The sequence below is a fragment of the Parasutterella secunda genome (assembly GCF_023336895.1).
Taxonomy (GTDB): domain Bacteria; phylum Pseudomonadota; class Gammaproteobacteria; order Burkholderiales; family Burkholderiaceae_F; genus Aphodousia; species Aphodousia faecalis.
In genome coordinates, this window is record NZ_JAMBLT010000007.1 from 1 (window position 1) to 20,366 (window position 20,366).

Consider the following 20,366-nt stretch of genomic DNA (forward strand, 5'->3'; position numbering starts at 1 on the left):
TCCCATTGAGAAGAGATTCTCAATGGGAGCGGGTAAAAGAGCTTGCACTTGGTCAAAAGAAACCTTCCCTCTTCAGAGGGGAGTTGTTTAGCAATGTCTTTTTCTTTATCCTTCAAGTAGCCGTTGATCACAAAAATATTTTTCAAAAAGCGTTGCGTCAGTTGCCGATTTGTTTTGTGTTCGGGATGATTTTTGATGTGGCTTTATGGATTAGCGCTCATGTTGTTCCGCAAAACTATATTAAGCAAGTTTTAATGGCTTTTGCGGGCAGTGCCTTAACCGGCCTTGGTATCGCATCCATGGTGTTTGCCCGTTTGGCCATTTTGCCGCCGGAAGGATTTGTGTTGGCTGTTATGAATCGATGGGGTGGCTCTTTTGGAACACTTCGCATGACGGTTGATTTATTTTTGCTCGCAAGCGCGGCCATTCTCTCGCTTTTGGTTTTTGGAACCATTTTGGGTATTCGCGAAGGGACTTTGATTACTGCGGTTTGTTCCGGTCCGATCGCCAAACAGTTTCTGAAAGTCTGGGGAAGACTTTTTCCGAAGCATCGTCCGATTGACTAAAAAATTTATTCGCATTAAAGCTGAAAAGAACAGGTACCTTGTTCTAAAATAACAGACTGTATTGACAGATTTTTCCGAAGAGTTTTTTTCGGGAACGCTTTCGCGCGAGCGTTGCGCTTTTGAGGTTTTTTATGAATGAAACAGTTCTTTTTCTGGTGATCGGCGCGGCCGTGATCTTAGTGGGCTTGTTTTTATGGTCCAGAATGGAAGCCAAGAAAAATGACCAAAGCAAAGTCGGTTTAAGTAAAGAATCCAGAGATGAAATATATCAGCGGATGACCCAAATCCGACCGCCGATGCGCGAGAACAATCAGAAAGATCTTGTCTCACAGCTAAAAGGGGACGAAGCGCTGTCGGAAAGCTCTTTTGATGTCGTTGATGTCAAAGATCATGATGTGCCGGCTGCCTCAGAAATTCAGCTCAAACCCGCTCAAAATCAAACCCCAGTGTCTAACGCTGCTGCTGTTGTGACACCGATGGTTTCAACGGCTGCTCCGAAAGCATCGGCTAAGGAAGAGTCTCCCAAAGACACGCATGAAGCGACTCAAGAATCTCTTAATTTCGACTCGCCCGCCAAGCCAGCAGAAGAGCTTAAACCAACAGAGAAAGATAAAGAAGAACCCGTTGTTGCGCCGACGGCTTTCCCGAAAGAAGGCTTGGCACGGTTTAAGTACGATGAAGTAACCGAAACGGTCGGCATGGTTCAGTCGGTTCGTCCGATTGAAGGGGCCAAGATGATGGAAATGGTGGCAACCCTTCAAAAGTTGGGGCTGGCTCTTCGCATTTATGTTCGTCGAGTGGACAATAAGCGCTGGTATCAGCCGAGCGCCGTTGGTCGTTACAATGAATTGGCGGTTGTGCTTTTGTTGGCAAACCGTCAAGGTTGCATCAATGAAATGGATGCAAGTCGTTTTGTGATTACGGTTCAGCAAATCGGTATTGCGCTTGAAGCCGATAGCGATACGGAAGCCACGCACGAGATCGTCAAACGGGCTCAGAAACTTTATAACGATGTGCTGCGTTTGGACGTGCAATTGAATTTTGTGATGGCCTCTAAAGAACCGCTCAATCCCAACGATGTGGCTGAAGCCGCGCGCCTTGCCGGCTTCACACAACTTAATCCTGTGCGCTATTTCTTGGGCAGTGTTCGAGACATCGCTTCGGCCACCATTTTCCTTACGCACGACGATTTTGACCGCCGCTATTTGACGCTCGCTTTGGATGCACCGTTGGCGCAACCCGATTCCAATCCGCTTCGCACTCTTTTTAGCGTTGCCAACGATTTGTGCGCCCGCTTGAATCTGCAGCTTCAAGACTCGCGTGACCGTGCGATCAATACCGAGTCGGCCCAATCCATCAATCATCAGTTAAAGAAGTACTACGGTGAAATGATCAAAGCCAACATTGAACCGGGTAGCCCCCGCGCCCGAGTGCTCTTTACTCGTGATTAACACACTTAAGAAAGGGAGCGGCCTTGAAGGTCGCTCTTTTCGCTCTTATGACTGAAAAACAATCAAACGCCACTTTGAGTTTATTTGACGATTTTCCGGAAAACGACGATAAGCTAGATCATCAGGCTGCGGCCGCTCGTGTGCGTGCGCTCGAAAAAGATCTGGAACGTTGGAACTATGAGTACTATGTGCTCGATGCACCAAGCGTTCCTGATAGTGAATACGACAAAGCTTTCAGAGAGCTTTCTGAACTTGAAAAGCAATTCCCGGATTTAAAGTCGCCTGCCTCGCCGACTCAACGAGTGGGCGGAGAAGCGCGCAGTGATTTGGCTAAAGTTCGTCACGCGGTTCCTATGCTCTCAATTCACACCGAAACGGACTTTGAAGCGCAGGGAGCGCAAGCCTTTGATGAGCGGGTAAGAAAGGGCTTGGGATTAGGTGAGACAGACGATGATGTGGCCTACGATGTCGAACTGAAGTTTGACGGTTTAGCCATGAATCTTCGCTATGAAAAAGGGATTTTGGTCTCGGCCGCTACACGCGGAGATGGGCTTGTCGGTGAAGATGTCACGGCCAACGTTAAAACCATTCGAACGATTCCGCTTCATTTGCCAGAGGGGGTGCCGGATATCCTTGAGGTGCGTGGTGAAGTCATCATGCATAAGGCCGACTTTGAGCGTCTCAATGACGAGCAGCGGCTTGACGGCTTGAAACCGTTCGTGAATCCCAGAAATGCCGCGGCCGGCTGCCTTCGTCAATTGGATCCCAAAGTAACCGCTAAACGGAAACTTTCGTTTTACGCCTACGGTTTGGGAGAAGTGAGCGCCGCCGTTGCCCTTACCCATAGCGGCATTTTGGATAAGCTCGAAAAATGGGGTTTCCCTGTTGCTAAAGAGCGCCGTGTCGTTAAGGGCTGGAAGGCACTGGCTGAATTTCACGATTGGGTGAAGTCGATTCGTCAGAGCCTGCCTTTTGAGATCGATGGGGTCGTGTATAAAGTCAATGATTTGGCTCAGCAGAATGAATTGGGTTTTATTTCTCGCGAGCCGCGTTGGGCGTGTGCCCACAAATACCCTCCTGAAGAGGCGATGACAAGCGTCGAAGATATTGATGTGCAGGTGGGGCGCACCGGGAAGCTAACGCCGGTTGCACGGCTTAAGCCTGTTTTTGTCGGTGGCGTGACGATTTCAAATGCCACACTTCATAACGAAGATTTTATTGCCGAACTAGGACTTAAGATCGGCGATACGGTGGTTGTCAGACGGGCTGGCGACGTCATTCCTGAAGTGGTTCGCGTGTTATCCGACAGACGCACAGGAAAAGAACGTGATTTTGTGATGCCCGATCATTGTCCCGTATGTGGCTCGGAAACCTTCCGGGATGAAGAGGAAAAAGATACCCGATGCACGGGCGGTCTTTTCTGCCCGGCTCAGAGAAGAGAGTCGTTGGTTCATTTTGCCTCACGTTTGGCGCTTAACATTGACGGCTTGGGAGAAAAGGTCATTGATCAACTGCTTGAGGCCGAACTCATAAAAACGCCCGCCGATCTTTATAAGCTCACTGACGAAAAGCTGTTGTCACTGGATCGTTTCGGTAAAAAGAGCGCGGCTAACTTATTGGCAGCCTTAGAAAAAAGTAAAGAGACAACGCTTGCTCGTTTTATCTACGCTTTGGGAATTCGCCATGTCGGTGAAAGTACGGCAAGAGACTTGGCTTCGCATTTCAGAAGCCTCGATAAATTAATGCAGGCTGACGCGGATGCTCTTTTACAAGTCAATGATGTTGGAGAGGTTATCGCGCAGTCCATTATTCACTTTTTTGAAGAGTCACATAATCGAGAAGTCATCGGTGAATTGCTTGCCGAGGGTGTGCATTGGCCAACGCCTGAAGCGGTTGCGGTCAATGAAAAAGTCTCAGGTAAGACTTTTGTGCTCACCGGTACGCTTCCCAACATGGGACGTGAAGAAGCCAAAGCGCTTCTATTAGCACAAGGCGCCAAGGTTGCTTCCAGTGTCAGCAAGAAAACCGACTATGTCGTTGCGGGGGCTGAGGTCGGCAGTAAATTAGAAAAGGCTCAAGCTTTGGGTGTAACCATAATTGATGAAGCGCAGATGCTTGAGCTGCTGAAAGGACAATAATCATGTTAGGTTTGATCGTTGGTAGCGGTTTTGAACATTTCGAACTCGTTGATGTCAAAACAAAGACTGTCGAGACACCGTTTGGTGAAGTCGAATTAGACGTTGGTCTGATGGAAAACAAAGAAGTTGCTCTTTTGCATCGTCATGGGAAAGACCACCATTTGGCTCCGCACCAAATTCCATATCGCGCTCAAATGTGGGCTTTGAAGGAACTCGGTGTAAAGACGGTTGTTGCCGTGGGATCGGTTGGTGGAATGGCGGCGGAAAATGCCCCCGGGCACTTTACGGTTCCTGATCAGATTGTTGATTACACCTTTGGTCGGGAAAGCTCGTATTGGGGTGAAGCCGGTATGCCGATGACGCATATTGATTTCACCAATCCGTTTGATGAATCCGTGCGTCAGGCTATTTTGGGTGCGGCCCAAAGTGCCAAGATCTTTGTTCACAATCGTGGAACTTATGCTTGCACGCAGGGCCCGCGCCTTGAAACAGCGGCAGAAGTCAGACGGATGATCATGGACGGCTGCGACATGGTTGGGATGACGGCGATGCCTGAAGCCGCCTTGGCCAGAGAGCTTGGGCTTCGTTACGCGATGGTTTGCTTTAGTGTCAATTGGGCGGCCGGTTTGGTTGAAGGGGCTTTGGATTTTGAAGCTATTAAGGCCAATATGAATCACTCTGTGAAGTCACTTGTGAATTTGCTCGGCGTCTTGGTTTCAGCCAATAATTTCTGAGAGGCGAAAATGAAATTAAGAAATTTTTCTATGGCTTTAATTTTAGGTCTCGGTGTTTCCTGCGCTTGGGCCGGAAGTATTTCCGCTTCAATGGTTCCGGCCGAAGTGAAAACCGCATTTGCCCAACAGTATCCTTCAGCACAAGTTATGGAATGGGATTTTGAGGACGATGAGAATGCCTATGAGGTTGAAGCCAGATTGGGACAAGCGGAAATCAAAGCGCTTTATCGGGAAAACGGGCAATTGATTTCTTCCAAGGAGGATGTCTCAGCCGATAAAATCCCGGCTCCTGTTTTAAAACAAATCCACGAAAAGTGGGCTAGAGCTGAAGTTTTAGGGGCTAACAAAATTACCACTCCCAAAGGTGTTGTCTGGGATGTGGGATTGAAATTCAGAAATCGTTATCACAACGTGGAAATACACGAATAAGTCTGAATTGAGGCTGGAAGTTTTCTCCAGCCTCTTTACTCATAACTCGGGTGTCAGCACCTCCAATAAATCCTTTTCAATGGCAACCGTGGTAGGGATATCCTTGAGCGCTTCGCCATCAATCAAAAAGACGTCCTCCACACGTTCGCCCATCGTCATAATTTTCGCAGTTTGAAGATTAACATGATATTTATTTAATATTGTTGCAATATCAAATAACAATCCGATTCGGTCCATGCAAGTGATAGAGAGCAGATAATTTTTACCCGATTCATCGGCCTCGATATTAACGAGAGGCTGAAGCGGAAAATGGCGCGAGCGGCGGGAAAGTTTTCCGGGTTTTGTTTTTGGCAGCTCACGAGGATTCGACAACCATTCGGTGAGTTCGTCGGCTAATTTTTCATTGAGTTCGCCGATGTCTCTGCCTCCGTTATCGCTGACGACAAACGTATTAAAGGCTTTATGATCCAGTGTTGTGTAAATTCTTGCATCCAAAACCGAGAAACGTTTCTTTTGCAAGAATCCCAAAATACTGGCAAAAAGGCCGGTTCGGTCAGGGGTGTAGACAAGAATTTCGATACCGGCGTTTTGAGGCAGTATGCGCGTGGCCACGAAAGGCTCATCAGTCGGAAACACTTTGGCTAACGAAATGGTTTGCCAGGCAATGCCTTCGGCAGTATGCCGGAGGTAGTACTGAAGCGTGAGCGTTTTCCAGATGGCTTCGATTTTCTTTGGCGTCACCCCAGCCTTAACGATCATTTCACCGGCTTCTTTTTGTCTTTGAAGCAAAAGCGATTCTCTGTCCGGGGCACCGCCTTGGCGGACAAGCGGTAAGGTTTGCCAATAGAGGTCTTGAAGCAGTTGGCTCTTCCATTGTGTCCAGACTTTGGGGCCGGTGGCGCGAATATCGCAGACGGTGAGCAGAAACAGTCCGTTTAAACGATCTTCTGTTTGGACAATTTGAGCAAAGCGCTTAATAACATCCGGGTCAGAGAGATCTTGCTTTTGAGCAACAAGACTCATTGTTAAGTGTTCACGAACAAGAAAAACCAAATAATCCGTGGTTTCTTGATCAATACTGAAACGATCGCAAAAGGCTTGGAGAATTTTCGCCCCGGCCTTTTCGTGATGCCCTCCCAACCCTTTGCCGATATCGTGGAAAAGAGCGGCTAAAACCAAACGCCAATTGTCTTTCATGCCTTGCATTAAACGTGTGCAAATGGGGTACTCGTGAGCGTATTCGCTTCGGGTAAAGTAGCGGATATTTCGCACAACACGCATGGTGTGTTGATCAACCGTGTAGGTATGAAAGAGGTCATGCTGCATTTGACCGACGATGTGCTGAAATTCCGGTAAAAACAGTCCTAATATGCCCCATTGATTAAGATCCTGCAGCGCATGACTGACGCCATGAGGCATTTTAAGAATCTGCATAAACATGGCCTTATTGGCAGGATCATCCCGGAATCGTTCATCAATTAATTCACGAGCGCTCATTAATTCTCGTAAAAGTGAAACGCTCAAGCGTTTGAGCGGCGCGGAACTCTCCAGTAGGTAAAAGGCTCTGAGAATGGCATTGGGATCATCTCTGAAAGCGCCCTCGTGAGTGATGTCCAGAGTATAGCCTCGTGCGATAAAGGTTCTGTCAATGACCGTTTCTTGAACATAGCCTTCGTCATAGAACTTGTCCTCAAACATCTGCATGAAGATGTCAGTTAATTGACGAACCGATTTAGCGGTCAAATAGTAGCGTTTCATCAATGCTTCGCTTGCAAGCTGATGTTCGGTGTCTTTATAGCCAGCTGCTTGAGCCAGTGCCGTTTGCAAATCGAAAATCAATCTGTCTTCATGGCGCCCGGCAATTAAATGAAGGTAAATTCGGAACGATTTGAGCGCGTGATGGACTTCTTTTAATTTATCGGCCTCTTGATTTGAAATAGTGCCCGCGGCAAGCATTTCTTCGGGCGTTGCGCCCATGCCGGCGGCGTGCGAACACCAAAAAAGCATATGCAGATCGCGCAGTCCGCCCGGGCTTTCCTTGACGTTGGGTTCAAGTGAGTAGGGGGTGTCTTCATGCTTTTGATGGCGTTGGCGCAATTCAAGCGCTTTAGCTCTGAAAAAGCCCGCCGCATCCATTTGACTGAAAAATTCTTTCTGTAGCCGCGCAAATAAAAGAAGATCGCCTTCTATCAGGCGGGCCTCCAAAAGAGCGGTTTGCACAGTGATATCTTTAGCGCTTTCCTCAAGAGCACTTTCAATGGTTCGGACACTGCTGCCGACCGTAAGTCCCATATCCCAAAGCTTCATCAGAAAACGCTCGATTTTCTCGGCCGTTTCTTGATCGGGATTTTGTTCCAGCAAAACCATGACATCCAGATCGGAATAGGGAAAGAGCTCCCGCCGACCGTACCCGCCCAAGGCAACCAGAGCAACGCGGCCAAAAATGCCTTCTGATTGTGCGAGTTGTTTAATGCACTCGTCGGCAGCGGCCGTGTGTCCTCTTAGATAGTTGCTGACCCGGCCATCTTGTAAAAAACGCTGACCTAATTGAGCAGAGAGGTTTTTAAAGTTTTCAATGCAATTTGTCATGAGGGTGCCTGAAATAGACTTTTATCCTTGAAGTTTAGCCAAAATAGGTGATCCCCAACAGACTTTTGTTTTGTTACCATCAATGCGATTTAGGTTCGTTGGCTGTATCGGAGGCCGACGATCGCTTGTGTATTTAATTTTTATGATGGGAAATGTTTTATGCGTCGGGTTGTTGTAACAGGATTGGGGGCAGTGTGCCCAATCGGCAATGATGTCCAAACAATTTGGGAAAACGCTCTTAAGGGGACAAGCGGCGTTGGGCCGGTGACTCGTTTCGATGCCTCTCAGTTTGGCTGCCAAATTGCTGCAGAAGTAAAAGATTTTGATGTCTCTCCCTATATGCCTATCAAGGAAGCCAGACGTTTTGACCGTTTCATTCATTTTGGGATTGCGGCGGCTTTTCAAGCCATTCGTGACAGCGGTTTGGATTGTGAACATGAAAATCTTCGCCGTATAGGTTGTGCGGTCGGATCCGGCATCGGCGGCATTCCGATGATTACCGACAATCACAAGACGCTTTTGGATCGCGGTCCTCGCCGAGTCTCTCCCTTCTTGATTCCCGGCTGCATCATTAACATGGTGTCCGGACAGCTTGCCATCATGACTGGCTTTAAAGGTCCGAACATGGCTCATGTGAGCGCTTGTTCGACGGGTTTACACAGTATCGGCGAAGCCGCGTGGATGATTAAGCGCGGCGATGCCGACGTGATGATTGCGGGCGGCACCGATGCTCCGATTTGCGCCTTGTCGATGGCCGGTTTCGACAGCATGCATGCCATGTCTCGCCGCAATGATGATCCCGCTCACGCTTCCCGTCCTTTTGATAAAGACCGTGATGGTTTTGTTTTCGGCGAAGGCGCGGGCGTCTTGGTTCTTGAAGACTATGACCATGCCGTGGCTCGCGGCGCGAAGATTTATGCTGAATTGGTGGGCTACGGCTTGACCGCCGATGCGCATCACATCACCACGCCCAATACCGAAGGTCCTTCCTATTGCATGCAAATGGCCATTAATCAGGCCGGTATTCGTCCTGAGGATATTGATTATTTGAATGCTCACGGTACTTCAACGGTTTTGGGTGACGCTAACGAAACAAAAGCCGTTAAAGAAGTATTTGGTGAACACGCTAAAGAACTTGTGATCAGCTCTTCGAAATCAATGATCGGTCACCTTTTTGGCGGAGCGGGCGGCATGGAATCGGTTTTAACGGTTTTGGCACTGCACAATCAAGTTATTCCGCCGACTATTAACCTTGAAAATCCGGATCCTGAATGTGATTTAGATTACTGCGCTAATGAGGCTCGTGAAAAGACAATTCGTTACGCCATGAAGAATTCATTTGGCTTTGGCGGCACAAACGGAAGTCTTATCTTTAAGAAATTGGATTAAGCAAAAAGGAGTCACCCCCCAAACAAATCGGCCGCTCGGATTATTTCGGGCGGCCGGTTTGTTATACGATTAGCGCTTAATGTAGTCGGGGATCGGAGGATATCCATCGGAAAGGGTGAGTACTTCGTACCCCGTTTCCGTGACTAATACCGTGTGCTCCCACTGAGCGGAAAGACTGCGGTCAGCCGTCACCACGGTCCAGCCGTCATTGAGTTCGGAGATTTGGCGGCGACCGGCGTTGAGCATTGGTTCGACCGTGAAAATCATGCCCGGTTTCATAATGACACGGTTGTCCTGAGTGTTGTAGTGGCAAACAAAGGGGTCTTCGTGGAAGTTGCGTCCCACACCGTGACCACCGTATTCATGAACAACAGACAAGCCTTCGGCGCGAGCCACTTTTTCACAGGCAATGCCGACATCGTTTAAAGGACGCCCCGGAGCAATCGCTGCGATTCCTCGCCACATACACTCATAAGTGGCTTCAACCAGGTGGCGTGCAGAGACGGAAATTTTATTGCCCACCATAAACATGCGGCTCGTATCACCGTAAAAGCCGTCCAGAATAACGGTTACGTCAATATTGACAATGTCGCCCTTTTTCAGTGTTTTTTCTGAGGGAATACCGTGACAGACAACATGGTTGACGGAAATGCAGGTCGAACCCGGGTAGGGTGTGAAGCCTTTGGGGGCGTACCCTAAGCAGGCCGACTTTGCACCGTGAGCGAGCATGAAGTCGTTCATGCGTTGATCAAGGTCGATTGTCTTTGCACCGGGGACGACAAATGGTTCAATAAAATCAAGAACTTCGCTGGCTAATCGGCAGGCCTTGCGCATGCCTTCGATTTCCTCAGCGGTTTTAATGACAATAGCCATGGTGAATCTTTTCTTACTTATTAAAAATATTGAGAATTTTTTGCTTTTTTCAAGCCGATTTCGCATATAATAGCGAGCTGTGCGAAAAAAGCTAATTTTTTTCGTGTCGAGAAGCGGTTTTTTGGCTTTCCGTCCGCTTGCTCGGCTTTTTTATTTTCGGGAAGCTCTAATAGCGCAACGCGTCATCTAACGGTTGTTTTGCCATTTGGCCGCAATTGTCTGAACAGATGATCGGTCCGCAAAATAGCGGCGCGTTGTCAGAATGAAACCTTAGAAGGAAAAAATTATCATGGTTAGCATGCGCGAAATGCTCGAAGCCGGTTGCCACTTCGGTCACCAAACTCGCTTCTGGAATCCGAAGATGGGTCAATACATTTTCGGCGCCCGCAACAAGATTCACATCATCAACCTCGAAAAGACGGTTGTGAAGTTTGAAGAAGCCCTTAAGTTCGCTCGCGAACTCTCTGCCAAGGGCGGTAAGGTCCTGTTCGTTGACACCAAGCGCGGCGGTCGTGACACGATCGTTGCCGAAGCTCAACGCGCCGGTTGCTGCTATGTTGATCAACGCTGGCTGGGCGGCACGCTCACCAACTTCAAGACCGTGAAGCTCACGATCAAGCGTTTGAAGGACATGGAAGAAACCATCGCCAACGGCGGCTTGGAAAAGATGACCAAGAAGGAAGCTCTCGACTTCACCCGTGAAGTTGAAAAATTGAACCGCTCCATCGGTGGTATCAAGGATATGACAAGCTTGCCCGATGCTTTGTTCATCGTTGACGTCGGCTATCACAAGATTGCCGTTCAAGAAGCCAACAAGTTGGGCATCCCCGTGATCGGTGTTGTGGATACGAACTGCAGCCCGCTCGGCATCGACTATGTTATCCCTGGCAACGATGATTCGGCCAAGGCCGTTTCCATCTACGCCTCCGGAATGGCTGACGCCATTTTGTCCGGCCGTCAAGATAGCGAAGAAGGCTTGAAGGAAGTCGCCGGTGAAGAAGAATTCGTTGAAGTTGCTGAAGAAGCCTAATAAACTTCAATAGCGTTTTCTTTTTCGGGGCGAGGAGTTGAGTCAATGCCTCGCCCCTTTTTGAAATTCACAAACCAAACTCTACTGGAGAAATACATGGCCGTTATTACTGCCGCTATGGTTAAAGAATTGCGCGTCAAGACCGACGCTCCGATGATGGAATGCAAGAAGGCCTTGACCGAAGCCGATGGTGACATGGCTCGTGCAGAAGAAATTCTTCGCGTCAAGCTTGGCAACAAGGCTAGCAAGGCTGCCGCCCGTATCGCTGCTGAAGGTGTCGTGAGCATCTACATTGCTGAAGACGGCAAGCTCGGTTCCATTTTCGAAGTGAACTCCGAAACGGACTTCGTTGCCAAGAATCCTGAATTCCAACAAATGGCTGCTGACGCTGCTCGCTTGGTTGCTGAAAAGAACCCGGCTGACATCGCTGCTTTGGGCGCTTTGGAAGTCAACGGTCAAACGTTGGAAGCCATCCGCACGGGCTTGGTCGGTAAGATCGGTGAAAACATGACCTTCCGTCGCTTCAAGCGCATTGAAGCTCAAGGCAAGCTTCATCAATACGTGCACGGCGGCTCCAAGATCGGTGTGCTCGTTGATATGATCGGCGGCAATGACGAAGTCGGTCACGACATCGCCATGCACATCGCCGCTTTGAAGCCGAAGGCCTTGGACGCCAACGGTGTTGATCCGGAACTCTTGGCCACTGAACGTCGCGTGGCTGTTGAAAAGGCTCGCGAAGCCGGTAAGCCTGAAGCCATGCTCGAACGCATCGCCGAAGGTACGGTTCAAAAGTATTTGAAGGAAGTCACGCTCTTGTCTCAACCGTTCGTTAAGAACGATAAGATGAGCGTTGCCGAATTGCTCAAGCAAAACGGTGCTTCCATTGCCTCCTTCGTGCTCTTCGTTGTCGGCGAAGGCATTGAAAAGAAGCAAACCGACTTTGCTGCTGAAGTGGCTGAACAAATGGCTGCTGCTCAAAAGGCCTAATTATTTAGGGCACTTTTGAACAAAAATAAAAGACTCCCGCTTCCCTTGATTGGGGTAAATCAGTCGGGAGTCTTTTTTTGTCATTTTTTTTGAAAAGAATACCTTTTTCTTGCGTTTATTCATGCCAAGCGTAAGGCTTTTCATTAAAATGGCACTAACGCGTAGGTAACGATGCGCCTGCGGCCATGAAGTCGCAAGCGCACTTTGTTGTGCGCTTATGACTGAGCAATTATTTTCAGGAGTTCTATAAATGACGGAACAAACGCCTGTAAAGTACAAGCGAGTGCTTTTGAAGCTCTCCGGTGAATCTTTAATGGGACCGGATGCCTTCGGTATCAATCGTGAGACGATTCAATCAACGGTTGAAGATATTAAAGAAGCTTACGACATGGGAGTGCAGATCGGCATCGTCGTGGGCGGCGGTAACATTTTCCGCGGCGTGGCTTTAGGTTCAACCGGTATGGAGCGCACCCAAGGCGACCACATGGGGATGCTCGCCACGTTGATGAATGCGTTGGCTCTTCAGGATGCATTGCGTAAAAATGGCGTTGAAGCTCGAGTACAAAGCGCTTTGAATATCGAGCGAATCGCAGAATCCTATATTCGTGGCAAAGCGTTGCGTCATTTAGAAAAGGGCCGTATTGTGATTTTTGCGGCCGGTACCGGCAATCCTTACTTCACTACCGATACAACAGCCGCTTTGCGCGGTGCTGAAATCGGCGCTGACATTGTGCTTAAGGCAACGATGGTGGACGGTATTTATTCGGCTGATCCGAAGAAAGTGCCCGATGCTACGTTCTATAAGACCATCACGTTCGATGAAGTGATCAAGCGTGATCTTAAAGTGATGGATGCTACGGCTTTCGCTTTGTGCCGCGAACAGAATCTGCCGATCAAGGTCTTTAATATCCGCAAGAAGGGCTCTATTGCCCGAGTTTGCCGCGGTGAAGAAGAAGGTACCTTGGTCTACAACCCTTAACCAGAGACGCTAATCGTCAACGGAGTGATTTTTATGTCAATCAGTGAAATTCAAAAACAAACCGAATATAAGATGAATCGTACGGTGGAAACCTTGCGTGAAGATTTCATCAAGATCCGTACGGGCCGTGCATCTACCGGTTTGCTCGATCACGTGATGGTCGACTATTACGGTACGATGACCCCGATTAATCAAGTTGCTCAAGTAGGCGTTGCCGATGCTCGCACGCTGACGGTTCAGCCCTGGGAAAAGACGATGGTGGCTCCGATTGAAAAGGCTATCCGTTCGTCTGATTTGGGTTTGAATCCGGCAACTTCTGGCATGCTGATCCGTGTACCGCTTCCTCCGCTTACTGAAGAACGTCGTCGCGAATTGACGAAGGTCGTTCGTCATTTGGGTGAAGAAGCCAAGGTGGCTGTGCGCAACTTGCGCCGTGACGCAAACGAACAGATCAAGAAGTTGACGAAGGCTAAGGAAATTTCTGAGGATGATGAATCCCGCGCCGAAAAAGAAATCCAAAAGTTGACGGATAACTTTGTGGTTGCCATCGATAAGTGCGTGGCCGAAAAAGAAAAAGAAGTGATGACGGTTTAATCAGCAACCGCCCCGATGAGTCAAACTAATCAAAAAGGCGGCGGGGCACCTTGCCACGTCGCCATTATTATGGATGGAAACGGCCGCTGGGCTCAGCGCCGTTTTCTGCCCCGTGCAGAAGGTCACCGGCGTGGTGTGCGAAGTGTACGCCGCGTTATCGAAGCTGCCGCCCAAAGCGGCGTGCGGTATCTGTCCCTTTTTGCTTTCAGCAGCGAAAATTGGAAACGTCCTGCCGACGAAGTCAATGCTTTAATGGGACTGTTTGCCACAGCTCTTAAAAAAGAAGCTCAGGCAATGCGGGAAAACGGCGTTAAGCTTCGTGTCGCAGGGGACCTTTCTGCATTTTCCAAAGACATTCAAGAAAGCATTAAAGAAAGTGAAGCCATGACCGCTCATGGTGAGACCATGACACTGACCATTTGCGCCAACTATGGCGGCCGCTGGGATATCGTGGAAGCTTTCCGAAATATTTTGCGCAAGGATCCTTCCATTGCCCAAGAACCTGAACGGGTGACCGAGGCATTGGTGGATGCTAATTTAGCTTTCGATTGGGCGCCGCCCGTGGATTTGATGATCCGCACAGGGGGCGAGCAGCGCATTAGTAATTTTATTTTGTGGCAGGCGGCTTATGCTGAGCTCTACGCCTCGCCTCGTTTATGGCCTGACTTTGATGAGAATGATCTCAAAGAGGCCCTTGATTGGTATGCCGGCCGTGAACGTCGGTTTGGCATGACCGGAGAACAAATTAAAGCCCTCGGCCACGGAGAGTGACGATGCTGAAGCAACGTGTGATTACGGCTATTGTTTTACTGCTGATTTTGATCGGCTCATACTGGTTAGGACCTGTTGAATTTGCCGGAGTGATGGCCGTCGCATTTATCCTCGCTCAGTGGGAGTGGCTGAAACTGGCAGGTTTAAGTTCAGCCGTCTCCGCAGTCATCGCTATTCTTGTCGGCGGATCTATTTCAGGGCTCACTTATCTGGCTTATCTCGATTTGCAGATGATCGATCAGGCTGCCCGTGAGTACCAAATGCTCTATGCCAACCTTTCGGGCATTTTTGTGATGTACCTTGCCGTCATCACGTTGCTTTGGGTCGGTATCTCCATCCGCGTTTTCTTTGCCAGAAATACCGGTTTGCCCGTCAATAAAGTGGTGGTCGGTGTAACTGGCGTATTCTTTCCTCCAGCGGCTTGGTTGGCTTTTGTGGCCATGTACGCCTCTTTTGGCATCACCATGGTGATTTCACTTTTGGCCATTGTTTGGGTGGCTGACATCATGGCCTACTTCACCGGCATGGCTTTCGGTAAACACCGCATGTCTCCGGCTATCAGCCCCAAAAAGAGTTGGGAAGGTGTTGCGGGAGGCATGTTGAGCGTGATGATTTTAGGGCTTATCTTTGCCTGGTTCTTCTCTTGGATGAATACTATTCCCGGTGTGATCGTTGAGTCCATGGGGGTTGTGGCCTGGATTGTTGCCGCTTTCATTTTGGTCTCCCTTTCGATTGTGGGGGATTTGTTTGAAAGTGCTTTGAAGCGTCAGGCAGGCATCAAAGATTCCAGTAATTTATTACCGGGTCACGGCGGCTTTTATGACCGTCTTGATGCCATGATGCCGACACTTCCGGCCGGTTTTCTTTTGACCGTATTGATTCTCTCGGGAACAATCGGCTAATTGAGTAGATTGGATTAAATAACCGTTATGCAGAATATTGCCATTTTCGGTGCAACGGGGTCGATCGGGGGATCGACCCTTGATGTCTTGTCGCACTATAAAGATCGTTATCGAGTTTTCGCTTTAACAGCCAATAGCCGAGTGGAGGAATTGGTCCGTCTTTGTGAATCACATCACCCCCGAATCGCTCTTGTGGCCGATGAGTCTAAAAAAGATGTTTTAGCCTCTTCGCTTAAAACTCGAGGACTGACCGACATTGAAGTATGGGCAGGGGAATCGGATTTGGTGCGATTGGCTGCTTTGCCTGAAGTCGATGTTGCGGTTTTAGCCATTGTCGGAGCGGCGGGATTAGCGCCGACTTTTTCGGCTGCGCGAGCCGGGAAACGTTTGCTGTTAGCCAATAAAGAAAGTGTTGTGTGCGGCGGAGCGCTTTTGATGAAGAGCATCAAAGAGCATGGTGCAGAACTGTTACCTGTTGACAGTGAACACAATGCGATCTTTCAGTGCTTGACTTCGGCCAGTGACGAAGACAGAAAAAACGCGCGGCTTATTCTGACGGCTTCGGGCGGCCCTTTTAGAAAGCGCATGGATTTAACCGAGGTGACACCCGAAGATGCTGTTGCCCATCCGACTTGGAATATGGGGCGCAAGATCAGTGTTGACAGCGCCACGTTGATGAATAAGGGACTGGAAGTGATTGAAGCGTCCTGGCTCTTTGGTTTTCCGCCCGATCGCATTGATGTGGTGATTCATCCGCAAAGTTTGATTCATTCAATGGTTCAATATGCTGACGGCTGCATCCTTGCACAAATGGGGGCGCCCGATATGCGTACGCCCATTGCCTACTCGTTAGGGTGGCCGGAGCGTCTCGATGGTTTTGCCAAGCGAGTGGATTTCGCCGCTTTGGGCAGTGTGACTTTTGAAGCGCCCGATATCCAACGCTTTCCCCAATTGGGATACGCCTATGAAGCTTTGCGCATGGGCGGGGCGGCGAGTATCGTTTTAAATGCTGCCAATGAAATTGCCGTTGAGGCATTCTTGGATCGCAGAATTCGTTTCCTTGATATCGCGCGAAGCTGCCGTCAAATGATGGACAGTATGGTTCTTACGGCTCCAAAGTCTTTGGAAGAAGTTTTGGCAGCAGACCGTGAAGCCAGAATCAAAACCCGTGAGGTGATCGCTCAATGGTAACGGCCCTTTTAGCCTTTGCCGTTGCGCTCGGCATTTTGATTACATTTCACGAACTCGGCCACTATCTTGTTGCGAGACTGTGCGGTGTAAAAGTTCTTACTTTTAGTTTTGGTTTCGGTCCCAAGCTTTTCAGTAAACGTTTGGGCAGAGACAAAACCGAGTGGTGCATTTCTGCGTTACCCTTGGGTGGCTACGTTTCGATGTTGGACGAGCGCCAAGAGGGGATGGTGGTAGATCCTGCGGAAGCTCACCGAGCTTTTAATCGTCAATCCGTTTATAAGCGTTTTGCCATCGTTGCGGCCGGTCCCATAGCCAATATTCTTTTGGCCATTATTTTTTATGCCATTATGGCTTGGAGCGGTCAGCCGGAAATTCGTCCGGTCATGGATACGCCGGTTGCTCAATCACAAGCCGCGCAACTTCAAATTCAGCGTCTTGACCAAGTGGTCAGTTTCGGTGACAAGAAAATCGAAGGCTTGGAAGATTTCAACTGGGCGATTTTGGAACATATCGGTGAATCCAATGTTCCCTTGGTTCTGGATCGGGGAGGTACCCGTTTTACCGTTGATTTTGATTTAAAAGATATCAAAATTGATGAAGACAGCACCAGTCCCTTTACTCAGCTGGGCATTAATCTTTGGTACGGTTATCCAGTCCTTTTTAATATTCAAAAGGATTCTCCGGCGGCTCAGGCTGGCATTAAGGATGGCGATGTTGTCTTGAGTGCGGACGGCCGTTACGGTTTGTCCGTGCAGGAGCTAGTCAATTACATCAAGGATAAAGACCAAACCCCTATTCGTTTGGTACTTCAAAATGAAAAGGGGCAAGCTCGTGAGGTGATTGTTCGACCGGAGGTTCGCGCCGTTGACGATGGCAAGGGTAATCTCGTTGAGCGCCCGGTTATTGGCGTGAACGTTGGAATTAAGCCCAATTTGATTTGGATCTCCAAAGGTCCCGTTGATGGGTTAATGGCTGGCGTTGACCGTACCATTTCAATTACAAAGACAACGTATAAGGCTGTGGTTCAAATGATCACAGGAGAGGCCAGCACGAAAAACCTCACCGGTCCCGTGACCATCGCCGATTATGCGGGTAAAACCGCCCAGATGGGCTGGCGCGTTTATTTATCCTTTTTGGCTATGATTTCGGTCAGTTTGGGCCTTTTGAATTTACTGCCGATACCGTTGTTAGACGGGGGACACCTCCTGTATTATTTGGTTGAAATTCTGAGAGGCCGGCCTTTGCCCGAGTGGGCGATGCAGGCTGGCCAGAAAGTGGGACTGTTGATTGTTTTGGCATTGGGGGCTTTAGCCCTTTCCAATGACTTTATAAGGCTGATACAATAGGCCATCCGAGCAAATCGTTATAAAAAATGCATTTGAAATCTTCCCTATTGCGCGCCTCGGTGGTGACGGCGCTCATGTCGATTGCAGGTGTCGCTTTTGCGGCAGCCTCTGATTTTGTCATTAAAGATATCCGCATTGAAGGTATCGCCCGTACTGAGCCCGGCACGGTGCTCTCGCACTTGCCATTTCAGGTGGGCGATGAATTCACAGACGCTAAAGGCAATACGGCCATTCATGCGTTATATGGATCAGGTCTATTCCGTGATGTGCGCTTGCAGCGCGATGGCAATGTGTTGGTTGTTCAAGTTCAGGAACGTCCGGCAGTTGCATCCATCAGCACTCAGGGTATTCGCGCTTTTGACCATTCCGCCATTGAACAGAGCTTGCGGGATGTCGGTTTAGCTGAAGGTCGAATTTTTGACCATGCGACTTTGGATCGAGCTGACCAAGAAATGCGCCGCCAGTATTTGGCCCGCGGCTACTATGGGGTGGACGTTAAGACAACGGTGACGCCTCTGGATCGCAACCGCGTGAGACTGTCCATTGTGGTCGATGAAGGTGAGGCGGCCAGTATTGAATCCATCCGCTTTGTCGGCAACCGTGTGATGGATGACGAAGAGTTGCAGGAACAGATGCAGCTCACGCCATCGGGTTGGATGAGCTGGTACACGAAGAGCAACCTCTATTCACGTGAAAAACTTGCCGCTGACATTGAATCGATTCGCTCGTACTACCTCAATAACGGTTATCTGGACTTTAAAGTTGACAGCGTCCAGGTTTCCATCGCCCCGAATAAACAAGATATCTTTATCACGATCAACGTCACCGAAGGCGAGCAGTATCACGTCTCCGGTGTCGAGTTGACCGGTGATATGTTGGGTCTGCAAGACGAACTTCAACAATTAATTGAAGTTGAGACAGGCTCCATTTACAACGCTGAAGTCATTAACCGTACCTCTACGGCCATTACCGATAAGCTCTCGAGCATCGGCTACGCGTTTGCTTCGGCTCGTCCGAATCCTGTCGTTACCGGTGACAATGAAGCAAAGATTGTCTACACGATTGACCCGGGTCGTCGGGCTTATGTCCGTCACGTCAATATTTCCGGCAACAGCAAGACGCAAGACGAAGTGATTCGTCGTGAAGTGCGTCAGTATGAAGCGGCCTGGTTTGACAGCGACAAGGTGAAGCTTTCCCGTGACCGTATTGACCGTTTAGGTTTCTTTGATTCGGTGACCGTCGATCCGAAACCGGTTCCGGGTACACGTGACCAGGTTGATTTGGAAGTGGTTGTGAAAGAACGTCCGACAGGCTCCATTAGCTTGGGTGCGGGTTTCTCCACAAGTGACGGTGTGATTTTGTCGGCCGGTTTTGCTCAAAACAACATTTTCGGTACCGGTAAAGCGTTAAGTGCTGAAGTCAATACGTCAGATAGCTCCCGTACTTATGCTGTTTCTTTGACTGAACCGTACGTGACACCGGAAGGCATCTCGCGCTCAATTGACTTGTACGATCGTCGAGTCGATATGGATGAGCTCGATTTGGCCGATGACCTTGAATACGAAACTCGCGGTGCGGCTGTGAGCTGGGGTATTCCGTTTACCGAATACGACCGTGTGTTCTTGGGCGCCAAGTGGGAAAATACGATCGTTGACGCAGGCACAGGAGCCCCGAGACGATATAGTCAGTATGTAGAAGATTTCGGAGATTCGCCTCACGCTGTAGCGGCCACGATCGGTTGGTCTCGTGATAGCCGTGATAACGCTTTGGCACCGACCCGCGGTACCTATCAACGAATTTCTGGTGAAGTCACGCTTCCAGTACTTGATCTTCGATACTATCGTGCTAGCTACCAGTTACAACATTACTGGCCGGTCACGCGTGATTTAACCTTGGCGTTTAACGGTGAAATCGGCTACGGGGATAGCTGGGGCGGTAAAGAATACCCGTTCTTTAAGAACTTCTATGCTGGTGGTATCGGCAGTGTCCGTGGCTACGAAAATTCCAGCTTAGGTCCGAAGGATAATTCATCTGGTGGAGAGGGTGATAGCGCTGGTGGTAATGCTTCTTTGAACTTCTCCATTGAAATGTTGATGCCATTGCCGGGTGCCGACCGCACGCTTCGTTGGTTTACCTTCCTCGATGGCGGTTGGGTTTGGGGCGATTCTTATGGACAGAATGGTCGTGTTGAAGACAAGATGAATATTTCTCTGTCTGACTTGCGTTATTCAGTCGGTGTCGGTGTAGCCTGGATTTCGCCGTTAGGCCCGTTGAAGTTCAGTATCGCGGCGCCGCTCAACGACAAGGATGGCGACGAAGTCGAACGCTTCCAATTCCAAATCGGTACGGGCTTCTAACATAGCCTGATCACCTTTACGGAAGGGTTCGCAAAATACT

17 protein-coding genes are annotated in these 20,366 nt (G+C 49.2%); 15 read left to right on the forward strand and 2 right to left on the reverse strand.

Going from position 1 to position 20,366, the window contains the following annotated elements; all coding sequences use genetic code 11:
* The 5 genes from M3080_RS06470 to M3080_RS06490 form a co-directional block, all read left to right on the forward strand.
* Positions 1-566: YczE/YyaS/YitT family protein (locus M3080_RS06470; protein WP_249092391.1), on the forward strand; the 566-nt coding region annotated here is incomplete at its 5' end.
* Positions 567-697: 131 nt separating this feature from the next.
* Entirely contained in the window at positions 698-2,017 is a 1,320-nt protein-coding gene (locus tag M3080_RS06475) for a hypothetical protein (protein WP_249092392.1), read from the forward strand.
* A 47-nt stretch (positions 2,018-2,064) separates the two neighbouring features.
* Positions 2,065-4,155, forward strand: coding sequence for an NAD-dependent DNA ligase LigA (gene ligA, locus M3080_RS06480; RefSeq protein ID WP_428982293.1), 2,091 nt, complete (start codon positions 2,065-2,067; stop codon positions 4,153-4,155).
* 2 nt (positions 4,156-4,157) lie between these two features.
* The gene (locus M3080_RS06485) at positions 4,158-4,889 is read left to right on the forward strand and encodes an S-methyl-5'-thioinosine phosphorylase (protein WP_249092394.1); all 732 of its coding nucleotides are present in this window, start codon (positions 4,158-4,160) and stop codon (positions 4,887-4,889) included.
* A gap of 30 nt (positions 4,890-4,919) precedes the next feature.
* Entirely contained in the window at positions 4,920-5,318 is a 399-nt protein-coding gene (locus M3080_RS06490; RefSeq protein WP_249092395.1) for a PepSY-like domain-containing protein, read from the forward strand.
* Positions 5,319-5,357: 39 nt separating this feature from the next.
* Here M3080_RS06490 and M3080_RS06495 read toward each other — a convergent pair whose 3' ends face one another.
* The gene (locus M3080_RS06495; RefSeq protein WP_249092396.1) at positions 5,358-7,907 is read right to left on the reverse strand and encodes a [protein-PII] uridylyltransferase; all 2,550 of its coding nucleotides are present in this window, start codon (positions 7,905-7,907) and stop codon (positions 5,358-5,360) included.
* Positions 7,908-8,066: 159 nt separating this feature from the next.
* Here M3080_RS06495 and fabF point away from each other — a divergent pair, with 159 nt between their 5' ends.
* Positions 8,067-9,296, forward strand: a complete 1,230-nt coding sequence (gene fabF, locus M3080_RS06500; RefSeq protein WP_022472491.1) for a beta-ketoacyl-ACP synthase II — start codon at positions 8,067-8,069, stop codon at positions 9,294-9,296.
* Between the two features lie 69 nt (positions 9,297-9,365).
* On the opposite strand, the gene map is transcribed toward fabF, so the two are convergent.
* Positions 9,366-10,169 (reverse strand): type I methionyl aminopeptidase, encoded by an 804-nt coding sequence (gene map / locus M3080_RS06505; protein ID WP_249092397.1) that lies wholly within the window; start codon positions 10,167-10,169, stop codon positions 9,366-9,368.
* A gap of 289 nt (positions 10,170-10,458) precedes the next feature.
* Here map and rpsB point away from each other — a divergent pair, with 289 nt between their 5' ends.
* The 9 genes from rpsB (at position 10,459) to bamA (ending at position 20,326) form a co-directional block, all read left to right on the forward strand.
* Entirely contained in the window at positions 10,459-11,199 is a 741-nt protein-coding gene (gene rpsB / locus M3080_RS06510; protein ID WP_022472493.1) for a 30S ribosomal protein S2, read from the forward strand.
* A 96-nt stretch (positions 11,200-11,295) separates the two neighbouring features.
* Positions 11,296-12,186: a translation elongation factor Ts gene (tsf, locus tag M3080_RS06515; protein ID WP_249092398.1), complete on the forward strand. Its 891-nt coding sequence runs from the start codon at positions 11,296-11,298 to the stop codon at positions 12,184-12,186.
* A 250-nt stretch (positions 12,187-12,436) separates the two neighbouring features.
* Positions 12,437-13,165 (forward strand): UMP kinase, encoded by a 729-nt coding sequence (gene pyrH, locus M3080_RS06520; RefSeq protein ID WP_249092399.1) that lies wholly within the window; start codon positions 12,437-12,439, stop codon positions 13,163-13,165.
* A 33-nt stretch (positions 13,166-13,198) separates the two neighbouring features.
* Positions 13,199-13,759 (forward strand): ribosome recycling factor, encoded by a 561-nt coding sequence (frr, locus tag M3080_RS06525; RefSeq protein ID WP_249092400.1) that lies wholly within the window; start codon positions 13,199-13,201, stop codon positions 13,757-13,759.
* A 15-nt stretch (positions 13,760-13,774) separates the two neighbouring features.
* Positions 13,775-14,530, forward strand: a complete 756-nt coding sequence (gene uppS, locus M3080_RS06530) for a polyprenyl diphosphate synthase (RefSeq protein WP_249092401.1) — start codon at positions 13,775-13,777, stop codon at positions 14,528-14,530.
* 2 nt (positions 14,531-14,532) lie between these two features.
* Entirely contained in the window at positions 14,533-15,432 is a 900-nt protein-coding gene (locus M3080_RS06535; RefSeq protein WP_249092402.1) for a phosphatidate cytidylyltransferase, read from the forward strand.
* 27 nt (positions 15,433-15,459) lie between these two features.
* Positions 15,460-16,623, forward strand: coding sequence for a 1-deoxy-D-xylulose-5-phosphate reductoisomerase (locus M3080_RS06540; RefSeq protein WP_249092403.1), 1,164 nt, complete (start codon positions 15,460-15,462; stop codon positions 16,621-16,623).
* The gene (gene rseP / locus M3080_RS06545) at positions 16,617-17,969 is read left to right on the forward strand and encodes an RIP metalloprotease RseP (protein WP_249092404.1); all 1,353 of its coding nucleotides are present in this window, start codon (positions 16,617-16,619) and stop codon (positions 17,967-17,969) included. The genes M3080_RS06540 and rseP overlap by 7 nt, the downstream gene beginning before the upstream one ends.
* A 26-nt stretch (positions 17,970-17,995) precedes the next feature.
* The gene (gene bamA, locus M3080_RS06550) at positions 17,996-20,326 is read left to right on the forward strand and encodes an outer membrane protein assembly factor BamA (protein WP_249092405.1); all 2,331 of its coding nucleotides are present in this window, start codon (positions 17,996-17,998) and stop codon (positions 20,324-20,326) included.
* The last annotated feature ends 40 nt before the right edge of the window (positions 20,327-20,366 follow it).

Coding starts and splice junctions, on each gene's coding strand:
- fabF (WP_022472491.1), top strand. CDS start 8,067: ATGCGTCGGGTTGTTGTAACAGGATTGGGGGCAGTGTGCCCAATCGGC.
- map (WP_249092397.1), bottom strand. CDS start 10,169: ATGGCTATTGTCATTAAAACCGCTGAGGAAATCGAAGGCATGCGCAAG.
- rseP (WP_249092404.1), top strand. CDS start 16,617: ATGGTAACGGCCCTTTTAGCCTTTGCCGTTGCGCTCGGCATTTTGATT.
- M3080_RS06495 (WP_249092396.1), bottom strand. CDS start 7,907: ATGACAAATTGCATTGAAAACTTTAAAAACCTCTCTGCTCAATTAGGT.
- M3080_RS06475 (WP_249092392.1), top strand. CDS start 698: ATGAATGAAACAGTTCTTTTTCTGGTGATCGGCGCGGCCGTGATCTTA.
- rpsB (WP_022472493.1), top strand. CDS start 10,459: ATGGTTAGCATGCGCGAAATGCTCGAAGCCGGTTGCCACTTCGGTCAC.
- pyrH (WP_249092399.1), top strand. CDS start 12,437: ATGACGGAACAAACGCCTGTAAAGTACAAGCGAGTGCTTTTGAAGCTC.
- M3080_RS06535 (WP_249092402.1), top strand. CDS start 14,533: ATGCTGAAGCAACGTGTGATTACGGCTATTGTTTTACTGCTGATTTTG.
- M3080_RS06485 (WP_249092394.1), top strand. CDS start 4,158: ATGTTAGGTTTGATCGTTGGTAGCGGTTTTGAACATTTCGAACTCGTT.
- M3080_RS06490 (WP_249092395.1), top strand. CDS start 4,920: ATGGCTTTAATTTTAGGTCTCGGTGTTTCCTGCGCTTGGGCCGGAAGT.
- tsf (WP_249092398.1), top strand. CDS start 11,296: ATGGCCGTTATTACTGCCGCTATGGTTAAAGAATTGCGCGTCAAGACC.
- uppS (WP_249092401.1), top strand. CDS start 13,775: ATGAGTCAAACTAATCAAAAAGGCGGCGGGGCACCTTGCCACGTCGCC.
- ligA (WP_428982293.1), top strand. CDS start 2,065: ATGACTGAAAAACAATCAAACGCCACTTTGAGTTTATTTGACGATTTT.
- M3080_RS06540 (WP_249092403.1), top strand. CDS start 15,460: ATGCAGAATATTGCCATTTTCGGTGCAACGGGGTCGATCGGGGGATCG.
- frr (WP_249092400.1), top strand. CDS start 13,199: ATGTCAATCAGTGAAATTCAAAAACAAACCGAATATAAGATGAATCGT.
- bamA (WP_249092405.1), top strand. CDS start 17,996: ATGCATTTGAAATCTTCCCTATTGCGCGCCTCGGTGGTGACGGCGCTC.